Here is a 17,916-nt window from a genome sequence, read left to right on the forward strand (position 1 = left end):
TCGCCAAAGGGGGTCGCCGCGCGTGAAGCGCCGGCGTCTTCGGTTGCGAGAGACGACGCTGGCGGGTCGAGTGGCACGGCGGAATTTCACCGCCGTGCTCTCCTAGAACCGTGCGTGAACCTCTCAGCTCACACGGCTCCCGGTATCCGGCCATTGGGCATGTAGAAGCGGCCAGTGCGCGAAGAGCCCTGGCTTGGTCCTGATGATACGGGCGAGCCACTCGCGCGCGCCTTTCGGCTTTTGCTTGAAGCGCTTGAACTTGCGGCGGGCCCATTTTCTCAGATGGAAGTCAATCCGGCGCAGACTGTCGTACAGCGCCGATTTGTAGAAGTGACTGTAGTAGTTGATCCATCCACGGACGTAGGGATTGATCCGCCGGGCGAGATCCTCAAGGGCTGTGTCGGTCCGGTTTTGGAGACCCCATTGCCGAACTTCCCGACGCATCGCCTTTAGCGCCCCTGGGGACGCCGCTGGCAAGAATGAGACGCCGTATGTCCCATTGGGCCATGCCGTAAACCGCGGCCGGAACGAGTAGCCGAGGAAGTCGAACTGGACCGTGGGATAGCGCTCGCTGCGGTTGGTGTCTGCGCAGTAGACGATTTTTGTCTTCTGCGGGTGGAGCGCCAACCCACACGTCGCGAACCGCTCCACTAGAGCGGCGCGCAAGGCTTCGGCCGCGGATTGGGTTCGGCAGTGGCAGATCACGTCATCCGCGTACCGCTCAAATGGAACAGCCGGATGGGTCCGTGTCATCCACAGGTCGAACGCGTAATGCAGGAACAGATTCGCCAGGATCGGACTCACGACCGATCCCTGCGGGGTTCCAGCCTCCCGTGGCTCGATGCAGCCATCTTCCCTTTGCACCGGCGCCATCAACCAGCGCTCCACATAGAGCAGTACCCAGCGGCAGTCGGTATGTGCCCGCACAGCCTTGAGGAGCAGATCGTGTGGAATCGTGTCGAAGAACGCCTTTATGTCGAGGTCGAGCACCCAGTCGTGTCGCCAGCAGCGCTGACGGGCCGTGCGCACGGCGTCGATCGCCGAGCGGCCGGGCCGGTAGCCGTAGGAGTCGACATGGAACAACGGGTACCAGTCGAGGCTCCAGATACCGTCGGACAACTTCTTGCGCGATGCGATCCGACACCGTTGGTATGCCCAACGGCCGCGTTCCGCCCGCCGCCTTCGGAATGTCCACCCGCCGCACCGGTTGGGGGAGATAGCTTCCCGAGGACAGCCGGTTCCAGAGCTTGTAGAGGTTGCCAGTTAGATCAACCTCAAAGTCAGCAATCGACTGTCCGTCTACTCCAGCCGCTCCTTGGTTGGCCTTCACCTTCTTGAAAGCCTCCCAGACTTCCCGCTTCGGGATGTCAAACGGCTTTGCCTTGGTCATGCGGCTCCTCCCGTCGCCGGTTGGCCGCCTGACCTTGGCGGGATACTGCAGCCCCTTCGGTCCAGCCCCATTACAGAGCCTTCACCCCTACTACGGACTGCTCCGTCCCTGTGCCCCGCATCGGTACTCTCGCCCTTGTGGGGATTTCCCGCTTGAGCTTCTCCCTTAACATCGGGGCGACAGGTTCCCGCGTTCCACAAAAGAGCCTGATCCGGGTTCACGCCGCCTCCAAGCCGGATGCCGCTCGGGCCGGGCTCCAGGGCGCCGCCCAAACTGGTCCCAGAGGCCACTACCTTCCCTCTGGTTTCGACATCGCCCTGTGAATTTCGGCACGTCATCAGCGGTTCGCTTGCGCTCGTCTCTCCGGATCTCACCTGACGGGATTTACCCCCGCCTTTTCCTGCGACGCTCACCACCAGCGCTCTTAACGCCAGCAGCTCACAGTGGTTTGGAGCCTGCGCCCGATCGCCGGCTCCGAGGGGCCTGCCCTCATCTCTCTTGCAGCTCCACACCTCCTTCTCTGTTGGTGTGTTCGCGGCACACGTAATGCATCAGTTTGAAATCTGAGCCTAGCGGCGCTTCAAGCGATCACTGGAACGGGCCGGCAGTTTAACAGGCTGGGCATCCTTGATGATCTTGAGCGCTTCCTCTTTGGTGGCGATTATCTGGTTGACGGAGCGGATTTGCATGAGACTTTAGGGCAGAGGGAGCGGCTTGTCACTGAGCGTTCGCAAGTAGGCAATCAGATCAACGCGCTCGGTCTCGTCGGGAACACCGGATATTTCCATGAACACGCCAGGCGTGGTGAGCGTGGGGCCGTAAAGGTAGGTGTTCAGGTCCTCGTAGGTCCACACGCCCGCCCAAGCCAGTAGCGTTTTGGAGTATTTGGCTTCGGGCGAGGATGCCTTGTCGCGGCCGACGACCTCCCACAAGTTTGGACCCTGCTTGGCACCCTGGCCTGGTTCGCTGCTGTGGCACCCGTCACAATTTCTGCCGAAGTATGCCCGGCCCTTCTCGACATCGGCGGAAGCCAACTTTGGAGCAATCGGTCCGGGCTTCGGCAGCACGACACCATTCGCCATGAGATATTCAGATATCTCGGAATAGTCGAAGAACCTGGCAAGATGGATTGGTGTCCGTGCGACGAGGTCCGTGCCTCGGGCGTTGACATCAGCCCCCGCTGTGACCAGTGCCTTGACACAGTCCAGGCAGCCATGCTTGACGGCCACGTGTATGGCAGCCTGATCTCCTTGAGTTGAGTTGGGATCGGCGCCATGCGCCAACAGCAGCGTGATGAATTCGAGCTTGTTTTTTGCAACGGCCGCCATCAAGGGGGCCCCCCCTATCTTCGATCCGGCGTTGACGTCTGCACCGCGCTCGATCAGCAGTTTGGCTGCATCGAGATGCTGCCTGCTGACTGCATAGTAGAGCGGCGTTGCATAGCCATCAGGGTCGTTGACGTTCGCGCCCGCATCAAGGGCCGCCGTAATGGCAACCGTGTCGCCCTTCTTGGCAGCGTCATGAATGGCTCCCGCCTGCGATGTCAGCGGGATCAAACAGAAACATATCAATAACAGCATCCCTGCGCGCATCGAAGTTGCCTCCTGCTGCTGGGCGAGCGTGGCGGCTATGCCATTGCGACATTACCGCGCGGAGTACCGCGCCATAGCGTGTGACCCGAAAGGAGTGCAAAACGCACGGCTCTATATTAGCATTGTCTCATATATGGATGGGATTACAAGCCATATGCCGCTCGAAAGCCGCTTCAACCGCTAGCATGGCCTCCCGGCGGCTTTCCGCAAATGCCCGCTGCAGCCTCAATCGCCCGTTCGCGATCTAGGGGCGAATCGCTACTCTGCTCAAACTGATGCACTGCCCGCTGGCGATCTACGTGAGACGACCCCCTCTGGCCTGCCGGCCATCTCCCCTCGAGGGGGGAGATTACGCGCGCCGACCAACGCAACGGCCACCGCCGCCATGACCAATCCCGCCGCCACGGCGAATGTAACCCGCATGCCGCCGGCGACTGCTTCAGGCGCCGCCCCGCCGACCTCGCCGGTGCCCACCGCAAAGGCGAACACCGCGCCCATCACCGCCGTGCCGGTGATCAGGCCGAGATTGCGCGACAGGCTCAGCATGCCCGAGACCACGCCGCGCTCGTTGCTGTCGACATCGGCCATGACGGCGGTGTTGTTGGCCGCCTGGAAGAGCTGGTAGCCAGGCGTCAGCAGCACGATCGCTGTGGCGTAACCGGCGACGCCGAACAGCGCGGGCAGCACCGACAGGGCAATGCAGCCGATCACCATCAGCGCCAATCCGGCGACGACCATCGCGGATGCGCCCAACCGGTCGACGGCGCGGCCCGCCGCCACGCCGCAGAGCGCCGACACGACCGGGCCGATCGACAGGACGGCGCCGACCAGCGCCTCGCCCAGGCCCAGCGCGCGCGACAGGAAGAACGGTCCGACCACAAGGGTCGCCATCATCACCGTCGAGACCAGCACGTTCATGGCAAGGCTCGGCGCCAGCACCGGGTCGCGGAACAGCGCTGGCTTGACCAGAGGCGAGGCCACCTTGCCCTCGGCATAGAGGAACAGGCCGGCGCCGAGGACGGCCATCCCAAGCAACGCGGTGTTCAGGCCGCCGAAATGGCCGCGCGCAAAAGTCATCGCCAGCGCGTAGGCGGCGAGCGTCAGCGAAAGCAGTGCCGTGCCGAGCGTATCGAAGCGAGCGCCGGCCCTCATCGCGCCGCGATCTTCTCTCGCCTCGCCCGCTGGCAGAAAGCGCTGGGCGGCAAATGCAGCTACGACGCCGAGCGCGGCGTTGACGAGGAAGATCGAACGCCAGCCGAGGGAAGCGATCAGCACGCCGCCGAGCGACGGCCCGAGCGCGGTGCCGATCGCCGACATGGTGCCGAGCAGGCCCATGGCGCTGCCGGTGCGCTCTTTCGGCACCGTCTCGCCGACGAAGGCAATGGTCAGCGCCATCATCACCGCCGCGCCGAGGCCTTGCGCGGCGCGCGCGGCGATCAGCAGCGGCAGGGTCGGCGCGAGCGCCGCTGCCAGCGAAGCGGCGCTGAACAGCGCGAGACCCGCCGCCAGCAGCTGTCGGCGCCCGACGAGATCGCCCAGCCGCCCGACGCTGACAATGAGCGCGGTGATGGCGAGCAGATAGGCAAGCACCACCCATTGCACCGCCGGGAAGGACGCAGCGAAGGCGGTGCTCAGCGTCGGCAGCGCGACATTGGCGATGCTGGTGCTGAGCGAGGACAAGAGCATGGCAAGCGACAGGCTGGCCAGCGCGCCGGTTGCCGAGCGGCTCGCCGATGCGATGCGTGGGTCTGCGATGTCGGCCATGGTCGTTCTCCGGCGCGGGTGAAACCTGCCGGGAAGATAGGCGCCTGCCTGATATGGCGGAACGCGCAGCATTTGCACTTCATCGGTGCATCAAACGCCATGTCACAAAGCCTGGACCGTGCTATGGTCGCGCCATGTCCCGACCCGATCTCAACCTGCTCGTCACGCTGGATGTGCTGCTTGCCGAAGGCAGCGTCGCCAAGGCAGCGCGGCGGCTGAAGCTCAGCCCTTCGGCGACGAGCCGGGCGCTCGCAAAACTGCGCGAGGCGACAGGCGATCCGCTGCTGGTGCGCGCCGGGCGCGGCCTGGTGCCGACGCCGCGCGCCATCGAGCTCAGTATGCAAGCCGGCCGGCTGGTGAAGGAAGCGGAAGCCGTGCTGCGTCCCGCCGAGGGGCTCGACCTGAAACGCCTTGCGCGCTGCTTCACGCTGCGCAACAGCGACGGTTTCGTCGAGAATTTCGGCCCTGCCCTTATCGCGCGCGTCGCCGAAGAAGCGCCCGGCGTGCAGATCCGCTTCGTGCCGAAACCCGACAAGGACAGCGCGCCGATGCGCGAGGGCGGCGCCGACCTCGAGACCGGCGTGATCGGCGGCTCGACCGGCCCGGAGGTGCGGGCGCAGGCTTTGTTCCGCGACCGTTTCGTCGGCGTGGTGCGCATGGGCCACCCTATAAGCGAAGGCAAGATCACCGCCGCCCGCTTCGCCGCCGGCCGGCACATATTGATCTCGCGCCGCGGCCTCGACCGCGGGCCGGTGGACGACGCGCTGGAGCCCGCCGGGCTGACGCGGACAATCGCGACCGTGGTCGGGGGCTTTTCGGAGGCGCTGGCGCTGGCGCGCGGCTCCGACCTCATCGCCACCGTGCCCGAGCGCTATACGGGCAAGCTGCGCGAAGGCCTGTTTACCTTCGCCCTGCCGGTGAAGCTCGCCGAGCTCACCATCTCGCTGCTATGGCACCCGCGCCTCGACGCCGACCCCGCGCATCGCTGGCTGCGGGGTGTTGTGCGCGAGGTCTGCGGCGGGCGGCACTGGAAACTTTGACCCGTCGCGATCCGCTCCTATCGACAAATGAAATCGCGGAGCATCGCACAAGGGCTCGAGGTTGCGCACCGTCACCTCTTGCGCGCCGGCGCCGCCCATAAGACCGGCAATCAGCGTCGCGACAAAGATGAGAAGCCCGAGCGCCACCCTGTCCAGCCAGGACTTGCGCCTGGCAAGCACTTCGAGCAACCGATCGCCCATCGCACCCTCCTCCGCTGGCATGGCGCATCATAGCATGCCGGCTTCAGGGTATCACGAAGCGGTTCACAGAGGGGTCCTCGAAGGGGCGATTTGACGCCGACGTTGCGCTACGGAAATACACCCAAAAAAAGTCAGGGGTAAAAGGGGAACCTCAAAAAGCCTCAACCGGTGAAAAACGAGCCTATTCAAATGCATAGGCGGCAAAGCCGGCGTCGCCTTCCGCAAGGGCCGAAAAGCCCGGAAATCCGCCATTTTCGGGCTTCCTCCAAAGGCAAATGGTGTGATCGCGGCAGGCCGATTTCGGGCCTAGCGCAACGGCAAAGACGCCACTGCGCGAGGCGCCCCGGGCGGCGTTGACAGCAAGGCCCGCCAATGGCACTTCGCAAAGCACTGGTCACGCCATGACCGTTGCTGTTGGGGACGGGACGGGGTTTCAGCAGCTTGGCGGCGGCGCCGGACGGGCGGGCACCTGCGTGGTGTGCCGCCCGCTCCTGGCCGGGCGCGACGCGAGAAGAAGGCCGGGTCTACGTCACCTAAGCCAGCACCCGACGAAGCCTCAAAAAGTGAAGCCTGATGCCGGCACCGCTGCAGTCGCCGCCGAGAGCTTGTAGCGCTTTCGCAGCCTGGGCTTCTCGTAACGCTTCTTCATCGTCCGTTCCTGTGTGGCCCAACGATCGGTCGAGGTGAGCGCGATCCGGCCGCGCTGTCAACCTCCACGCTCTTAGCCCGCGTGCTGCAGCCAATGGCGGTCGAACACGTCGAGGATGGCGCGGTACTCGGACGGCGGGATCTGGTTGACGCCGCCGTCGCTGTCGGCATTGAGGAACTGTCCGAGCTGGCTGTCGATCGCTTCCGGATGCTCCATGACGATGCCGAGGCTTGCAAGGTCGGCGGCGATCGAGGTGCCGGGCGGCAGGTACCCGCCCCATTGTTCGGCGGCGGGCGCATCGCGCAGACGCACCAACAGGATCCTGGTGAGCGAGGGCTGTGCCTCCGGGCCGATGATGGCGGTGCCGACCATATAGCCGCCGAGCACGCTCACCGGCTGCGTATGCGGAAACAGGCAAAGGAAGAACTGCGACTCGCCGCCCACCTCCTTCAGGTGCAGATAGAGGCTGCGCTTTGCCGGCGTGACCGGTCCGCCGAGCTGCAACTGCCCGGTCGGCAAGGTCTCGCGATATGTGGCGGTGAAGGCATGCGCGCCGGGCCCCGCCTCGATCGACAGGCGGCCCCTGATGAGCTGGCCGCGATAATAGGGCGACCAGGCGCGCGAATAGCAGGCATAGGTCCCGGCGAGCGCCAGTCCGATGCCCTTGTCGTCATGCCCGGGCGACGCCTCGGACTGCGCGTGGGCGCGGCGTTCGAGCTCCGCCGCTTCGATGCCGTGGCGGGCGGCGATCGCGGCCGCGAAGCTCGGCAGATCGCTCTCGGCGATCCAGGCGCCGGGCTGCTCGAGGCGCAGCACTTTCGCCCAATCGTCATAGACGCTGTGCTCGCGAGGCTGCGCGCGGCCTTGCAGCCATTTGTCGGCGCGGCCGACATCGAAAGCCGTCTTCGGGTTGACGGCACGGAACGCCGCCGCCAGGTCCTTGCGGCTGGCGGTTCCCAGCACGACCGAAGTCAGTCGTAACTTCTGCGCGATGTTCAGTGCCATCCGGCTGCACCTGTTCCATCCCGATGGAATCGGGATCGGCCTCTTGTTCGAGCGAAGATCATGCTTTCATGGCCGCCGCAAGCTCGCTGTGGGCTGCAACCTGACCAGGCAAGCCATCTCGCCGGGTCCGCGCCTTGTCGCTTTATTTCTACCGACTAATATTCCAGGAATTCCAGAGAATTCCATGCCGTTCCGCATGTAGCCCCTTTTCGCGCCATCGACCAGCGCTAAGCTCGCCATGGGCAAGGGGCAGACCGTCAGGAAAACGCGCTGAATGTGGGGCTTGAGCTCCCCTTCCTTCGTAGAGCAGTGACACGCTCGATGCCGAGCAACGGCGAAACCCGGCTTCGAAAGACGGGAACAACCGAACCGTAATGCCACCTCATCAAGAAGGAATCATCAGATGACCTCAACCGCCTCTTCCAGACTCACCTTCATTGTATTTACCGCGGGATGCATCGCATTGGCGCTGCTCTTCGCATATGCGCCGGCCGGAGGATCGCCGTCGAGATATGTCAAGGCGCCCGCGCCGCAGGCCCTCGAGCCCACGCGCATCGCCATAGACAACGAGGCGCACGCGATACGCTTCTATATCGACGGCAAGCAGGTCGCCCTGCTCGACGCGTCCGGTTTCAAGCGATGAGGAGGCCACAGAACCAAGGGGAACACTGTCATGAAAATCACCCTGTCAGCGCTATCGGCGCTTCTCCTCACAATTGGGCTGTCGCAAGCCGCGGAGGCCGAGACGAAGATCCTGGTGACCACGACAAAGTCCAGCACCGAGAAACACCGGCCGCTGCTCGATGAAAAGGCCACCGGCGGCATCGTGCCTTTGGCCGGCCGGACGGCAAATGCCGCCGAACCGGGTCAGGCCTATCCGCCGCCATTGGACCTGCATTTCTAAAGCAGGTCGCGTGAAAAAGGATTCACGCGACCTGCTTTAGGTCTTTGATTTTTAAGCATGTCTTTGTCCCGAAACCGCTGCGCACTTTCGGCAGACATGCTCTCGGGGTGATTCCAGCATGCCGCATCGCGGTCATCCGCGAAGAGGATGCGAGGAAAAAGACACGGCCGGCAAAGGCCGACCTGGTCGAGCCGCACCGGCCAGCCTGAGGGTCGGGTGGCTTGGCGCCGCCGGCGGGGGCCGGCGCCCGCTCGCGCGGATCGCAAAGCTGCGGCCCGCGCGGGCCAAGTTTTTCGGGCCAAGCTCCAATGTCTCGGGCCAAGTCACTCTTGACGAAAGGACGGTGACCCGGAAAGGTCGGCGCGGTCGCGGCCGGGCGCGACGCGCGACAAGGCTCTGAGGGAGGCCGTGCCATGCCGGGTGCCGAGGAAAAGCTTACTGCGCTCGGTATCGCCTTGCCGCCGCCGCTGAAACTGCCGCCGGGCATGGTGCTGCCCTTTCCCTGGGTGAATGTGCGCGGCAACCGCGCCTACATCTCCGGCCACGGGCCGCAGGAACCGGACGGCTCGCTCGCCGGCCCGTTCGGTGCCGTCGGCGACAGCGTGTCGCTGGAAGAGGCGCAGGCATCGGCCCGCAAGGTCGGGCTGTCGATGCTCTCCAGCCTCAGGCGCGAACTCGGCAGCCTCGACCGGATCACAGGCTGGTGCCGCGTGCACGGCATGGTCAATTCGGCGCCGGGCTTCACCCAGACGCCCGCGGTGATGAACGGCTTTTCGGACCTCATCCTCGAAGTCTTCGGACCTGAAGTCGGCCGCCACGCCCGCACGGCAATCGGTGTTGCTGCCCTGCCCTTCGATCTTCCGGTCGAGATCGAGGCCGAGGTGATGATCGAGGGGTGATGCGCCATATCTCGGTGCAATGATCCCGAAACCGTGTCGCTCTGCTCCGCTTGCGGCCACCAAGCCTGTACCTACATGTTCGGCGAGAGGGATCTTGCCGTGCAGCGTTATCGAAGGTTTATCTGGCCACGTCTGCAACGCGGAGATGCTTGTGGCATCGCGCTGGCAGTTGCCTTTATGCTGGTCTTCGTCGCGTTCTTGGCCTGGTACGGTCGCTTCATCGGATCGCATCTCGCTGATGGCGATCCTTCCTGTGCTTTCGGCCCAAGGGGTACGGTCTGCTTGTTGACAAGCTCTACGCCCGGCCAGACAAGGCATTGATCCTTGAGGGCGAGATGTCCGGCAGGACAGAGGGGTGCGAAGGAACGCGGGCGTCTTCCTCGTCCGACCCACCGGTCTTTGAAGAAAGCGCGATCCATAAGAGCGGCTTGACCAGGCCATCGCCGGCGCGATAGGCGGGCGCAGGCCATCCAACCGATGAAGGACCCGCCATGACAGACGCCATCGTAAGAGACAGCAACGGCACGCCGCTGAAGGATGGCGACTCCGTGACCCTGATCAAGGACCTCAAGGTCAAGGGCACGTCCGAGACGATCAAGCGCGGCACGCTGGTGAAGAACATCCGCCTCAACGGCAACCCCGGCGAGATCGAATGCAACACCAAGCAGGTGAAGGGCCTGGTGCTGAAGACGGAGTTTTTGAAGAAGGCGTGATTGCGGGCCGGGACCGAGGTGGTGATTTTCCAGCGCAGCGCTGGCGATTGGCGCGGCGCGGGCGACGGGCAATCTCCCCCTTGCGGGGGAGATGTCCGGCAGGACAGAGGGGGGTGCTGTCCCGCCAGCCTACCGGCATTCGACATACCTTCCTGAGACATGGGATCTTGTCAGGCAGAGCAGGAAAGCTGGCGTTCCTTCGCACCCCCCTCTGCCCTGCCGGGCATCTCCCCCGCAAGGGGGGAGATCGGCAGCTTCGGCGCCGCGCCACCCTTTCTCGTCGCCCTCACCACCTCCCCTTATGTTGCACTGCGTTAGATTTGTTGCATTGCGATATGGAGGCATAGCGGCAACTCTTTACGCAAGGCGGGATACGAACGACCATTGCGAGGTTCGTCTTCCGTGTCAGCACCATCGCCGGATTTTCGGCCCGACATCGAAGGGTTGCGCGCGCTGGCCGTGGCGGGTGTCGTCGCCTTCCACTTCGGCCTCACCGCGCTGCCCGGCGGCTTTGCCGGCGTCGACATCTTCTTCGTCATTTCCGGCTACCTGATCACCCGCCATCTGGTCGGCGAGATCTCCGGGACCGGCCGGCTCGACCTCCTGCGCTTCTATGCCCGGCGAGCGCGCAGGCTCTTGCCGGCGGCGCTCTTCGTCATCGCCGCGACGCTTGCTGCGGGCGCGATCATCCTCTCGCCGGAGGAGCAGGCGCTCTATTCCAAGGGCGCGATGTGGGCGTCGGCCTATGTGATCAATCTGTGGCTGATCCGCTGGTCGTTCGACTATTTTGCCAACGACGCCGCCAACAACCCCTTCATCCATTACTGGTCGCTGTCGGTGGAGGAGCAGTTCTATCTCGCCTGGCCGGCGCTCCTGATGCTGGCGACCTGGCTGAGGCCCGGCAAGCGGGCAATCATGCTTGCGATCGGCATTGCCGGCCTCGTTTCCTTCGCGGTCTGCGCCTGGCTGACGACCGTGTCGCAGCCCTGGGCCTTTTATTTCGCGCCGCTGCGCGCCTGGGAGTTCGCCGCCGGCGGGCTGGCTGCGATGGCCCCGGCGTGGCTGCTCCAGAAGCACCCGCGGCTTGCCCTGGCGCTCAGCCTCTGCGGGCTGGCCCTGATCGGCTTCGCTTACCTCACCTTCAGCGAGGAGGCTCCCTTCCCCGGCTTCCTGGCGCTCATACCGGTTGCCGGCACTGTCCTCCTCTTGCTGGCGGGCGCGGCCGGCGTCAGGGACGGCGTGAATGCCGCCCTGGCGCTGCCGCCCTTGCAATGGATCGGAAAACTTTCCTATTCGCTCTATCTGTGGCACTGGCCGGTCATCGTCTATGCCGGCATGCTGGTGGAGGAGCTGACTTTTCCCCAACGCCTCGTCTGCCTCGGGCTGACGCTGGCGCTTTCGGCGCTCACCTACCATCTCATCGAGAATCCGATCCGCCGCAACGGCTGGCTTATGGCCAATGCGGCGCGGGCGCTGGTGCCGGCCCTCCTCCTGACCGGCACCGGCGTCGCAGCCGCCTACGGCAACGCAGCGTTCGCCGTGCGCGACCTCGACCCCGAGCAGCGCAGCATCGCGGCTAGCGCGGCCCAACCCGCCACCGCGCGCGCCAAGGCCTGCGTGGAGGGCTATGACACGGTGACGCCGAAGCCCTGCGTGTTCGGCAACGGCCGGCGCATGATCGCGCTGTTCGGCGATTCCCATGCCGATCACTGGTCGACCCCGCTGATCGAGGCCGGAAAGAAGAACGGCTACCGCGTCGAGACCTGGCTGAAGAGCTCGTGCCGGCCCTCGCGCTTCTCCTTCTATGTCACCAAGCTCAACCGCAACTACCGCGAATGCGACCAATGGCGCGAGCAGGCGATCAAGGAGATCATCGCCGCGAAGCCTTCGCTGGTGGTGATCTCGGAGCTGTCGCTGACCTCCTCGCGCAAGATGGCGGCCGGCAAGGGCGAGCCGGACACGCCGGACGCCGTGTGGCGGGCCGGCCTGCGCTCGACACTGACGACCTTGAGCAAGGCCGGACTCAAGATCGCCTTCATCCGCGACGTGCCGTTCAACGACGAGAACGTCGACACCTGCGTGGCGCGCGCGCTGTGGCGCGACAAGGCGCCTTCGCTTTGCGACCAGACGCGCAGCTATGCCGCCAACGACGCGATGGCCGCGGTCGAGCGCGAGATCGTCACCAGCGTGCCTAATGCATCTTACGTCGACCTCACCGACCGCTTCTGCAACACCACCACCTGCCACGTCTTCATCGACGGCAAGCTCGCCTTCCGCGACCAGCACCACCTGGCGACGCCGTTCGCGGAATCGCTGGAGCCGGAGGTAGAGAAAAGGGTGATTTCGAAGGTGGGGAGGTAGGCGCCTGATCTCCCCCATCGAGGGGAGATGGCCGTGAAGCGGCCAGAGGGTCGTCTCACGTAGATCGCCGACGCCCTCTCTCGTCGTCGCGGAAGGCGCTGGCGTTTTCACGCGCCGCAAGGCGCTGGCGCTTCACGCGCGGCGCCCCCTCTGTCACCTTCGGCGACATCTCCCCCTACGGGGAGATAACCCGCGCACCTTTTCCCGGGAACATCGCCTGCCCCGAAACCGTTAATACGCTGAAGGGGCATGCATCGAAAAGGAGGCAGCGATGAAAAAGCTTCTGCTTGCTTCGATGATCGCCATCGCCTCGGCGTTTGCGATCGCGCCGGCGAGTGCCGGTAGTGTCGAGTTCGGCATTGGCGTCGGCCCGTCCTACGATCCTTATTACGGAGACTACTATGGCGGGTATTACCCTCACCGCTATTACCGGGACGTCTATGATGACGACTACTACACTCCCTATCGCGAGCGTTATGTGGTTCGCTATCATAACCGGTATTATGGCGATAATTGCCGGATCAGGATCGTGAAGCACTGGCGCCATCACCGCCGCGTTATCGAGAAAATCCGCATCTGCGAGCGCTGACCGACTAGCGCTGTGACCGGCTCATCTCCCCTGCAGGGGAGATGTCGCCGTGCGCGAGGTGCATTCCACACGCCCGAACCGCTTATCGGTGCAACCCTGGCGCTCTAAAGCACGGAACGGATTCAGGCGACGCGATTTAGGCCTTTGTTTTTTATGCATGTCGTTTTCGCAAAACCGTTGCACACTTTTGCGCGACATGCATTAGCCCTCGGTTGGCTCTCTACTGGCAACCGCTTCACGGCCATCTTCCCTAAGTGGGAAGTTACGCCGGGCGGGAATATTAGCGATCGGGAACATAGGCTTCCTGCGGGGCGTTTATCCGATGATCAGCCTTAGGAGGAGGTTGCCATGAGAAAACTGCTACTCGCTACGGTGATTGCCATCGCCTCCGCGGCAGCCACGGTCGCGCCTGCTGATGCACAGTTCTTCGGTCTTGGCGGCGGCTTTTTCGGTCCGTTCGGCGGCTTCGGCCCCTTTTACGGCCCGTATTACGGCGATCCGTTCTACGACTATGGCGGCCGCTATTACGGCTCGCGCTACTACGGCCCGCGCTATTACGGCGGCCACTATCCCCGCTACATGATGCGTTATCCGTACCGCTACTACCGGCACCACCACTACCGCCATTGCCATGTGAGGTGGGTGAGGCACTGGCACCATCACCACCGCGTGCTGGAACGCGTGCGGGTTTGCCGCTATTGACGAGGCTCGGCGATCTCCCCCACGAGGGACCCGCAAGGGGGGAGATTGGCAACTTCGCCGACGGCGCGTTCATCGCCCCGCCTCTCACATCCCCCTCCCGCGATGGCCGTGGAACCGCGCATGATGATGCGCGCAATAACTCCGCGTGGCCGATGTCGGTAGGCCGCAGCAGAGCATGTCTGGGCCGGGCCGCGCGCCCGGCGGATCATGCTCCGGATCCCGCAGAGCGAGGTCGACCGGCGCGCGGCAGCGGCCGAAGAGGCAATCGAGGAAGCGCATCGCCGCGACATGCGGCTGACGGCCGGGCGCAACCGGGGGCGGCGGTGCAGGCAGCTTGTAGAGCTGGGCCTCGGATTTTTCGCGGTTGCCCGGTGTGAGCCAAGCCGGCGGCAGCGTGCGCGCGGGTTTGCGTGGCTTTTTGGGTTTGAGCGCGACGCGGGCCTCGATGGTGTCATCCGCCTTCGCTGAGGCTCCATTGACCGGCAGGCCGGCGGGACAGCGCCCCCTCTGCCCTTCCGGGCATCTCCCCCACTTTCTCGCGTAAGATTGCGGGGGAGATTGGCGGCTGCGGCGCCGGCGCCTTCCATCAGCTCGGCGTGTCTGGAAAGCGCCGCCGGTTCCGAAAGCGTGATCCCTGCAGCCGTCACCCTGCCCCGCCGGCCCGGCCGATCCGGCCGCGCAGCGTGCTTCCGCGGCCGGCCGCCGGCACGGCCGCCCTTGGGGTTGGCGAAGCCGATGGCGAGCAGGCCGGCGTTGCGGTGCACGATGCCGATGATGGCGTTGCGCGAGACCGGGCTGCCGCGCAGCGCGCTGAAGCGGCCGGCGATGCGCGAGGCCGAAAGCCCCTCCTTCAGCCAGGCGGCGATCTCGTCGATTTCCTTTTCAGTGTAGGCAGCGGCCATGTCTCATTCCAGTTGCTTGCGAAAGGCTTGGGCTTGCGAAGGGCTTGGCTTCCGCCAAGCGCGAGGGTTCGGCCGCGAGGCCGCATCTTGAGGTCAGGGAAAGGGTTGAGGTCAGGCGGCGCCGGGCGCCGCGCCGGTCAGTCGAAGAAGAGCGGCCTCGGCGCAGCCCGCGTCAGGCCCGACACCGCCCGGCCCGTCGCCCGATCGAACAGGATGACGGTGCCGTCCTCGGTGCGGATGCCGCTTGTGCCGCCCGAATTGGGGGCCGGAGCCGGGGGAGGAACGGCTCCGGCCGTTCCGGTGAACCGGGGTGCGGGCGGTTCGACCGGATCCGGGGCAAGCGCCCCGGAATGCGTCCGGACCGGGGAGGAGGACGGCCCGGACGATTCAAATTCGAAAGTCGAGGAAAGCGCGTTCATGCCGCCTCCTCCAGCGATGCACGATGGCCGGCCAGCCATTCGTAGCTGACGCCGGCTATGCCCAGCCTGCGGCTCGCCGCGACAACATTCGGCCAGTGCTGCGGCGCGATGCGGCCGCGACGGCGCATCTGGCGGGCCGCCTCGTAGCCGCAGCCGACATCGGCGGCGAAAGCGCCGATGCTCTGCCAGCGGTCGATAAGCCCCGGGATGCTCGTGGGCAGCCCCGAAATATTCGTGGGCGGTCCCGAGATGCTCGTGGGCTGCGCCGGAATCACTGGCAATGCGGAAATGCTTGCGGGATTCTCATTCATGCGCTAAGCGTACGTTATGTACGAAAAGCGCGCAAGCAATATCGTACACTTTGGACCAAAATTTTCAGGCATTTTGTACGATGATGGATTCCCGGCACAGATTGCAGCAGGCGCGCGCCCAGGCGGGCTATGCCTCGCCCAGCGATGCGGCGCGGGCGCTGCGCGACATCAACAAGAACACGCTCATCAGCCATGAGAACGGCAACCGGCCGCTGTCGCGCAAGGCGGCGGAGAAATACGGCCGGCTGTTCAATGTCGACCCCGGCTGGCTCTTGTTCGATGGCGACAGCGCCGAGGCCAGCCCGGCGCACCTTGCCCCCTCGCCCGTCACCATCGACGTGCCGATCGTCTCATGGATCAGCGCCGGCGAGCTCGGCAGCCAGGACAGCGTCGTCAACCTCTCCGACTATCCGACCATTCCGACCGCCGATCTCGAGGAAGGCGAGTGGATCGCGCTGCGCGTCGATGGGCCGTCGATGAACAAGATCTCGCCGCCGGATTCGATCATCTTCGTCAACCTGCGCGACAAGCGGCTGGTGACCAATGGCTGCTACGTCATTTCGGACGAGACCGGCCGCGCCACCTACAAGCGCTACCGCCCCAACGACATCCCGCCCTTCCAGCCGGCGTCCTATCTCGACATCCCGCCGCCGGAGTTGGAGGGCGCGATCACGATCATCGGGCGGGTGAAGCGGTCGATGATCGATATGTGAGGGATAATATCCCCTCGAGGAGGAGAAAGCGCCTCGCAGTAGCGTCGCCGCTTCCGCGAAGAACAAAAAAAGAACTTTCGGACTTGTACTTGTTGTCAAAATCCCCTTAGATCACGGATGCGTGGGATGTGGTTCCGTTTGCCGGGAGGGGGTTATGAACAAATCGATCAGGGAAAATCTGCATTTCGTCCTGTTGGCGCAGGCCTGTTTGCTGGCGGAGCCGGCCGTCGTCAATGCCGAGGATGCGGACTATCATCCGCAGAATTTCGCCAGCCGCTGAGCGCCGCCAGGGGCACGATCACTCCGGCCGGCGGAGCGGAGCGGACAGGAGATCCGTTTCGACGGCTGGCTGGTCTATCCGCAAATCGACAAGGCCAGGAACATTCTCTACTACGCCAACATCCTGAACTGGGGCGGCGACAGGACGATCAACATCTCCGTCTCGATCTTCGACAGGCAGGGCTATGTCCCGATGAAGATCGTGCCGGTGAACGGCAACATAGCAGCGGAATCCGTGCACAAGATCGTCGAGGCATCGGCCGCCGCCTACAAGCCAAAGGCCGGCTCCTCCTATTTCGAACATTCCAGCGGCGACAAAGTGGCCGGCTACGGCGCGCTCGGCGTTCTGGCGGCGATGCTCGGCGTCAAATTCGGCAAGGCCGCCGGCATCGGCCTCATCGCGCTCGTCCTGGTGGTGTTGAAGAAGGGTGCCTTGCTGCTGTTGCTGCCGCTGATCTGGCTCAAAAAACTGTTCAGCCGCAACAAGGCTGACAGCTGATCTGGGCCGGCAAATGGCAAGCCGGGCGGATGAAAGCCCGCTGATACGGCTTGTGCGAAGATGGCGCCTGCCGTTGTTGTTGCTGCTGGCCGGCCTTGTCGCGCTCGACGTCCGTGGCGCCATGGGGATCGCCGCCAATCTCACCTATGCAGCCTGCATCGGCAATCCGGCCGACCCGGCCCGCCGGCTAGAAGCCTGCACACGTATTGTCGAGGACAGGGCTGACAGTCCCGACAAACGCGCAATCGCTTACTTCAAGCGCGCCTATGCCTGGGCGGCAAAAGGTGATTATGACCGCGCCATCAGCGATAGCGACGCTGCGATAAACATCAATCCAAAATATGCCGTCGCCTACTACAATCGCGGCATTTTCTGGTCGGACAAGGGTGACAATAGACGGGCTATCGCCGATTTCGGTCAGGCAATCAGCTTCGGTTTCAACGGCGCCGGTGTTTACGAGAACAGAGGCGTTGCCTGGGCATCCGAGGGCAATTACGTGCGCGCTATCGCCGACTACAGCCAGGCCATCAACCTCGATGCGACGCTCTTCCGGGTCTATGAAAATCGTGGCCTGAGCTGGCTCCACAAGGGCGACTACGACCACGCCATCGCCGATTTCACCGTGGCAGTCAGCCTCGATCCGAGTACCGCCTACGCGTATTTCGGTCGCGGTCTTGCATGGTCTTTCAAGGGCGACGGCGACCGTGCGATCGCCGACTACGACTCGCCGTGGACCTCGATCCGAATCTGGCCGATGCATATTACGCGCTGGGCCGCGCCTGGGCGCACAAGGGCGACCACGACCAGGCCATCGTCGACTACGACCAGGCGATAGCGCTCAACCAGAAATCCGCCGATTTCTACAACGCCCGAGGCGAGTCCTGGAAGGCGAAGGGGAACCGCGATCGCGCCGAGGCGGACCGGAAGATGGCGGTCGGCCTCCAAGGAAAGTAGCGCGCCGCGAGGCCCGCAAGCTCGCGTTCC

General features: G+C 64.4%; 20 protein-coding genes. 14 read left to right on the top strand and 6 right to left on the bottom strand.

Annotated elements, in window-relative coordinates:
- Window positions 1-123: 123 nt before the first annotated feature.
- The 3 genes from EH240_RS26140 to EH240_RS26155 all read right to left on the bottom strand — a co-directional run bounded on the left by EH240_RS26140 (window position 124) and on the right by EH240_RS26155 (window position 4,746).
- Entirely contained in the window at window positions 124-1,119 is a 996-nt protein-coding gene (locus tag EH240_RS26140; protein ID WP_425374836.1) for a group II intron reverse transcriptase/maturase, read from the bottom strand.
- Between the two features lie 966 nt (window positions 1,120-2,085).
- Entirely contained in the window at window positions 2,086-2,982 is an 897-nt protein-coding gene (locus tag EH240_RS26150; protein WP_125004022.1) for an ankyrin repeat domain-containing protein, read from the bottom strand.
- A 267-nt stretch (window positions 2,983-3,249) separates the two neighbouring features.
- A complete protein-coding gene (locus tag EH240_RS26155; RefSeq protein ID WP_245436390.1) occupies window positions 3,250-4,746 on the bottom strand; it encodes an MFS transporter in 1,497 nt (498 codons plus the stop codon).
- Between the two features lie 134 nt (window positions 4,747-4,880).
- Between EH240_RS26155 and EH240_RS26160 the strand changes: the two genes are divergently transcribed.
- Window positions 4,881-5,786, top strand: a complete 906-nt coding sequence (locus EH240_RS26160; RefSeq protein ID WP_125004026.1) for a LysR family transcriptional regulator — start codon at window positions 4,881-4,883, stop codon at window positions 5,784-5,786.
- A gap of 922 nt (window positions 5,787-6,708) precedes the next feature.
- Here the strand turns inward: EH240_RS26160 and EH240_RS26165 are convergent.
- Window positions 6,709-7,641, bottom strand: coding sequence for a hypothetical protein (locus EH240_RS26165; protein WP_125004028.1), 933 nt, complete (start codon window positions 7,639-7,641; stop codon window positions 6,709-6,711).
- A gap of 403 nt (window positions 7,642-8,044) precedes the next feature.
- On the opposite strand from EH240_RS26165, the gene EH240_RS26170 reads away from it, so the two are divergent.
- The 8 genes from EH240_RS26170 to EH240_RS38155 all read left to right on the top strand — a co-directional run bounded on the left by EH240_RS26170 (window position 8,045) and on the right by EH240_RS38155 (window position 14,700).
- A complete protein-coding gene (locus tag EH240_RS26170; RefSeq protein WP_125004030.1) occupies window positions 8,045-8,284 on the top strand; it encodes a hypothetical protein in 240 nt (79 codons plus the stop codon).
- 30 nt (window positions 8,285-8,314) lie between these two features.
- Window positions 8,315-8,545, top strand: a complete 231-nt coding sequence (locus EH240_RS26175; RefSeq protein WP_125004032.1) for a hypothetical protein — start codon at window positions 8,315-8,317, stop codon at window positions 8,543-8,545.
- Between the two features lie 413 nt (window positions 8,546-8,958).
- Window positions 8,959-9,444, top strand: coding sequence for a RidA family protein (locus tag EH240_RS26180; RefSeq protein ID WP_125004034.1), 486 nt, complete (start codon window positions 8,959-8,961; stop codon window positions 9,442-9,444).
- Window positions 9,445-9,935: 491 nt separating this feature from the next.
- Window positions 9,936-10,157, top strand: a complete 222-nt coding sequence (locus tag EH240_RS26185; RefSeq protein ID WP_125004036.1) for an alkylphosphonate utilization protein — start codon at window positions 9,936-9,938, stop codon at window positions 10,155-10,157.
- Window positions 10,158-10,559: 402 nt separating this feature from the next.
- Window positions 10,560-12,518: an acyltransferase family protein gene (locus EH240_RS26190; RefSeq protein ID WP_125004038.1), complete on the top strand. Its 1,959-nt coding sequence runs from the start codon at window positions 10,560-10,562 to the stop codon at window positions 12,516-12,518.
- Window positions 12,519-12,789: 271 nt separating this feature from the next.
- Complete coding sequence (locus tag EH240_RS26195) at window positions 12,790-13,107, top strand: hypothetical protein (RefSeq protein ID WP_125004040.1); 318 nt, start codon at window positions 12,790-12,792, stop codon at window positions 13,105-13,107.
- Window positions 13,108-13,455: 348 nt separating this feature from the next.
- Window positions 13,456-13,809, top strand: a complete 354-nt coding sequence (locus EH240_RS26200; RefSeq protein ID WP_125004042.1) for a hypothetical protein — start codon at window positions 13,456-13,458, stop codon at window positions 13,807-13,809.
- A gap of 735 nt (window positions 13,810-14,544) precedes the next feature.
- Window positions 14,545-14,700, top strand: a complete 156-nt coding sequence (locus EH240_RS38155; protein ID WP_167484165.1) for a hypothetical protein — start codon at window positions 14,545-14,547, stop codon at window positions 14,698-14,700.
- 148 nt (window positions 14,701-14,848) lie between these two features.
- Here EH240_RS38155 and EH240_RS38160 read toward each other — a convergent pair whose 3' ends face one another.
- Both EH240_RS38160 and EH240_RS26215 read right to left on the bottom strand, forming a co-directional pair.
- Window positions 14,849-15,130 (bottom strand): hypothetical protein, encoded by a 282-nt coding sequence (locus EH240_RS38160; RefSeq protein ID WP_167484166.1) that lies wholly within the window; start codon window positions 15,128-15,130, stop codon window positions 14,849-14,851.
- Window positions 15,127-15,441, bottom strand: coding sequence for a hypothetical protein (locus tag EH240_RS26215; protein ID WP_245436392.1), 315 nt, complete (start codon window positions 15,439-15,441; stop codon window positions 15,127-15,129). The genes EH240_RS38160 and EH240_RS26215 overlap by 4 nt, the downstream gene beginning before the upstream one ends.
- A gap of 80 nt (window positions 15,442-15,521) precedes the next feature.
- On the opposite strand from EH240_RS26215, the gene EH240_RS26220 reads away from it, so the two are divergent.
- From EH240_RS26220 to EH240_RS40170, 5 genes are all read left to right on the top strand, one after another.
- The gene (locus tag EH240_RS26220) at window positions 15,522-16,154 is read left to right on the top strand and encodes a LexA family transcriptional regulator (protein ID WP_125004044.1); all 633 of its coding nucleotides are present in this window, start codon (window positions 15,522-15,524) and stop codon (window positions 16,152-16,154) included.
- A 154-nt stretch (window positions 16,155-16,308) separates the two neighbouring features.
- Window positions 16,309-16,434 carry a hypothetical protein gene (locus EH240_RS39710; protein ID WP_281035162.1) on the top strand — a complete coding sequence of 42 codons (126 nt, stop codon included), beginning with the start codon at window positions 16,309-16,311 and terminating at the stop codon, window positions 16,432-16,434.
- Window positions 16,435-16,485: 51 nt separating this feature from the next.
- Window positions 16,486-16,932 (top strand): DUF2167 domain-containing protein, encoded by a 447-nt coding sequence (locus tag EH240_RS26225; protein WP_125004046.1) that lies wholly within the window; start codon window positions 16,486-16,488, stop codon window positions 16,930-16,932.
- 73 nt (window positions 16,933-17,005) lie between these two features.
- Window positions 17,006-17,767 carry a tetratricopeptide repeat protein gene (locus tag EH240_RS26230; RefSeq protein ID WP_167484167.1) on the top strand — a complete coding sequence of 254 codons (762 nt, stop codon included), beginning with the start codon at window positions 17,006-17,008 and terminating at the stop codon, window positions 17,765-17,767.
- Window positions 17,662-17,886, top strand: a complete 225-nt coding sequence (locus EH240_RS40170; RefSeq protein WP_167484168.1) for a tetratricopeptide repeat protein — start codon at window positions 17,662-17,664, stop codon at window positions 17,884-17,886. The genes EH240_RS26230 and EH240_RS40170 overlap by 106 nt, the downstream gene beginning before the upstream one ends.
- The last annotated feature ends 30 nt before the right edge of the window (window positions 17,887-17,916 follow it).

Origin of the sequence: Mesorhizobium tamadayense, assembly GCF_003863365.1 — a bacterium.
Lineage (GTDB): Bacteria > Pseudomonadota > Alphaproteobacteria > Rhizobiales > Rhizobiaceae > Mesorhizobium > Mesorhizobium tamadayense.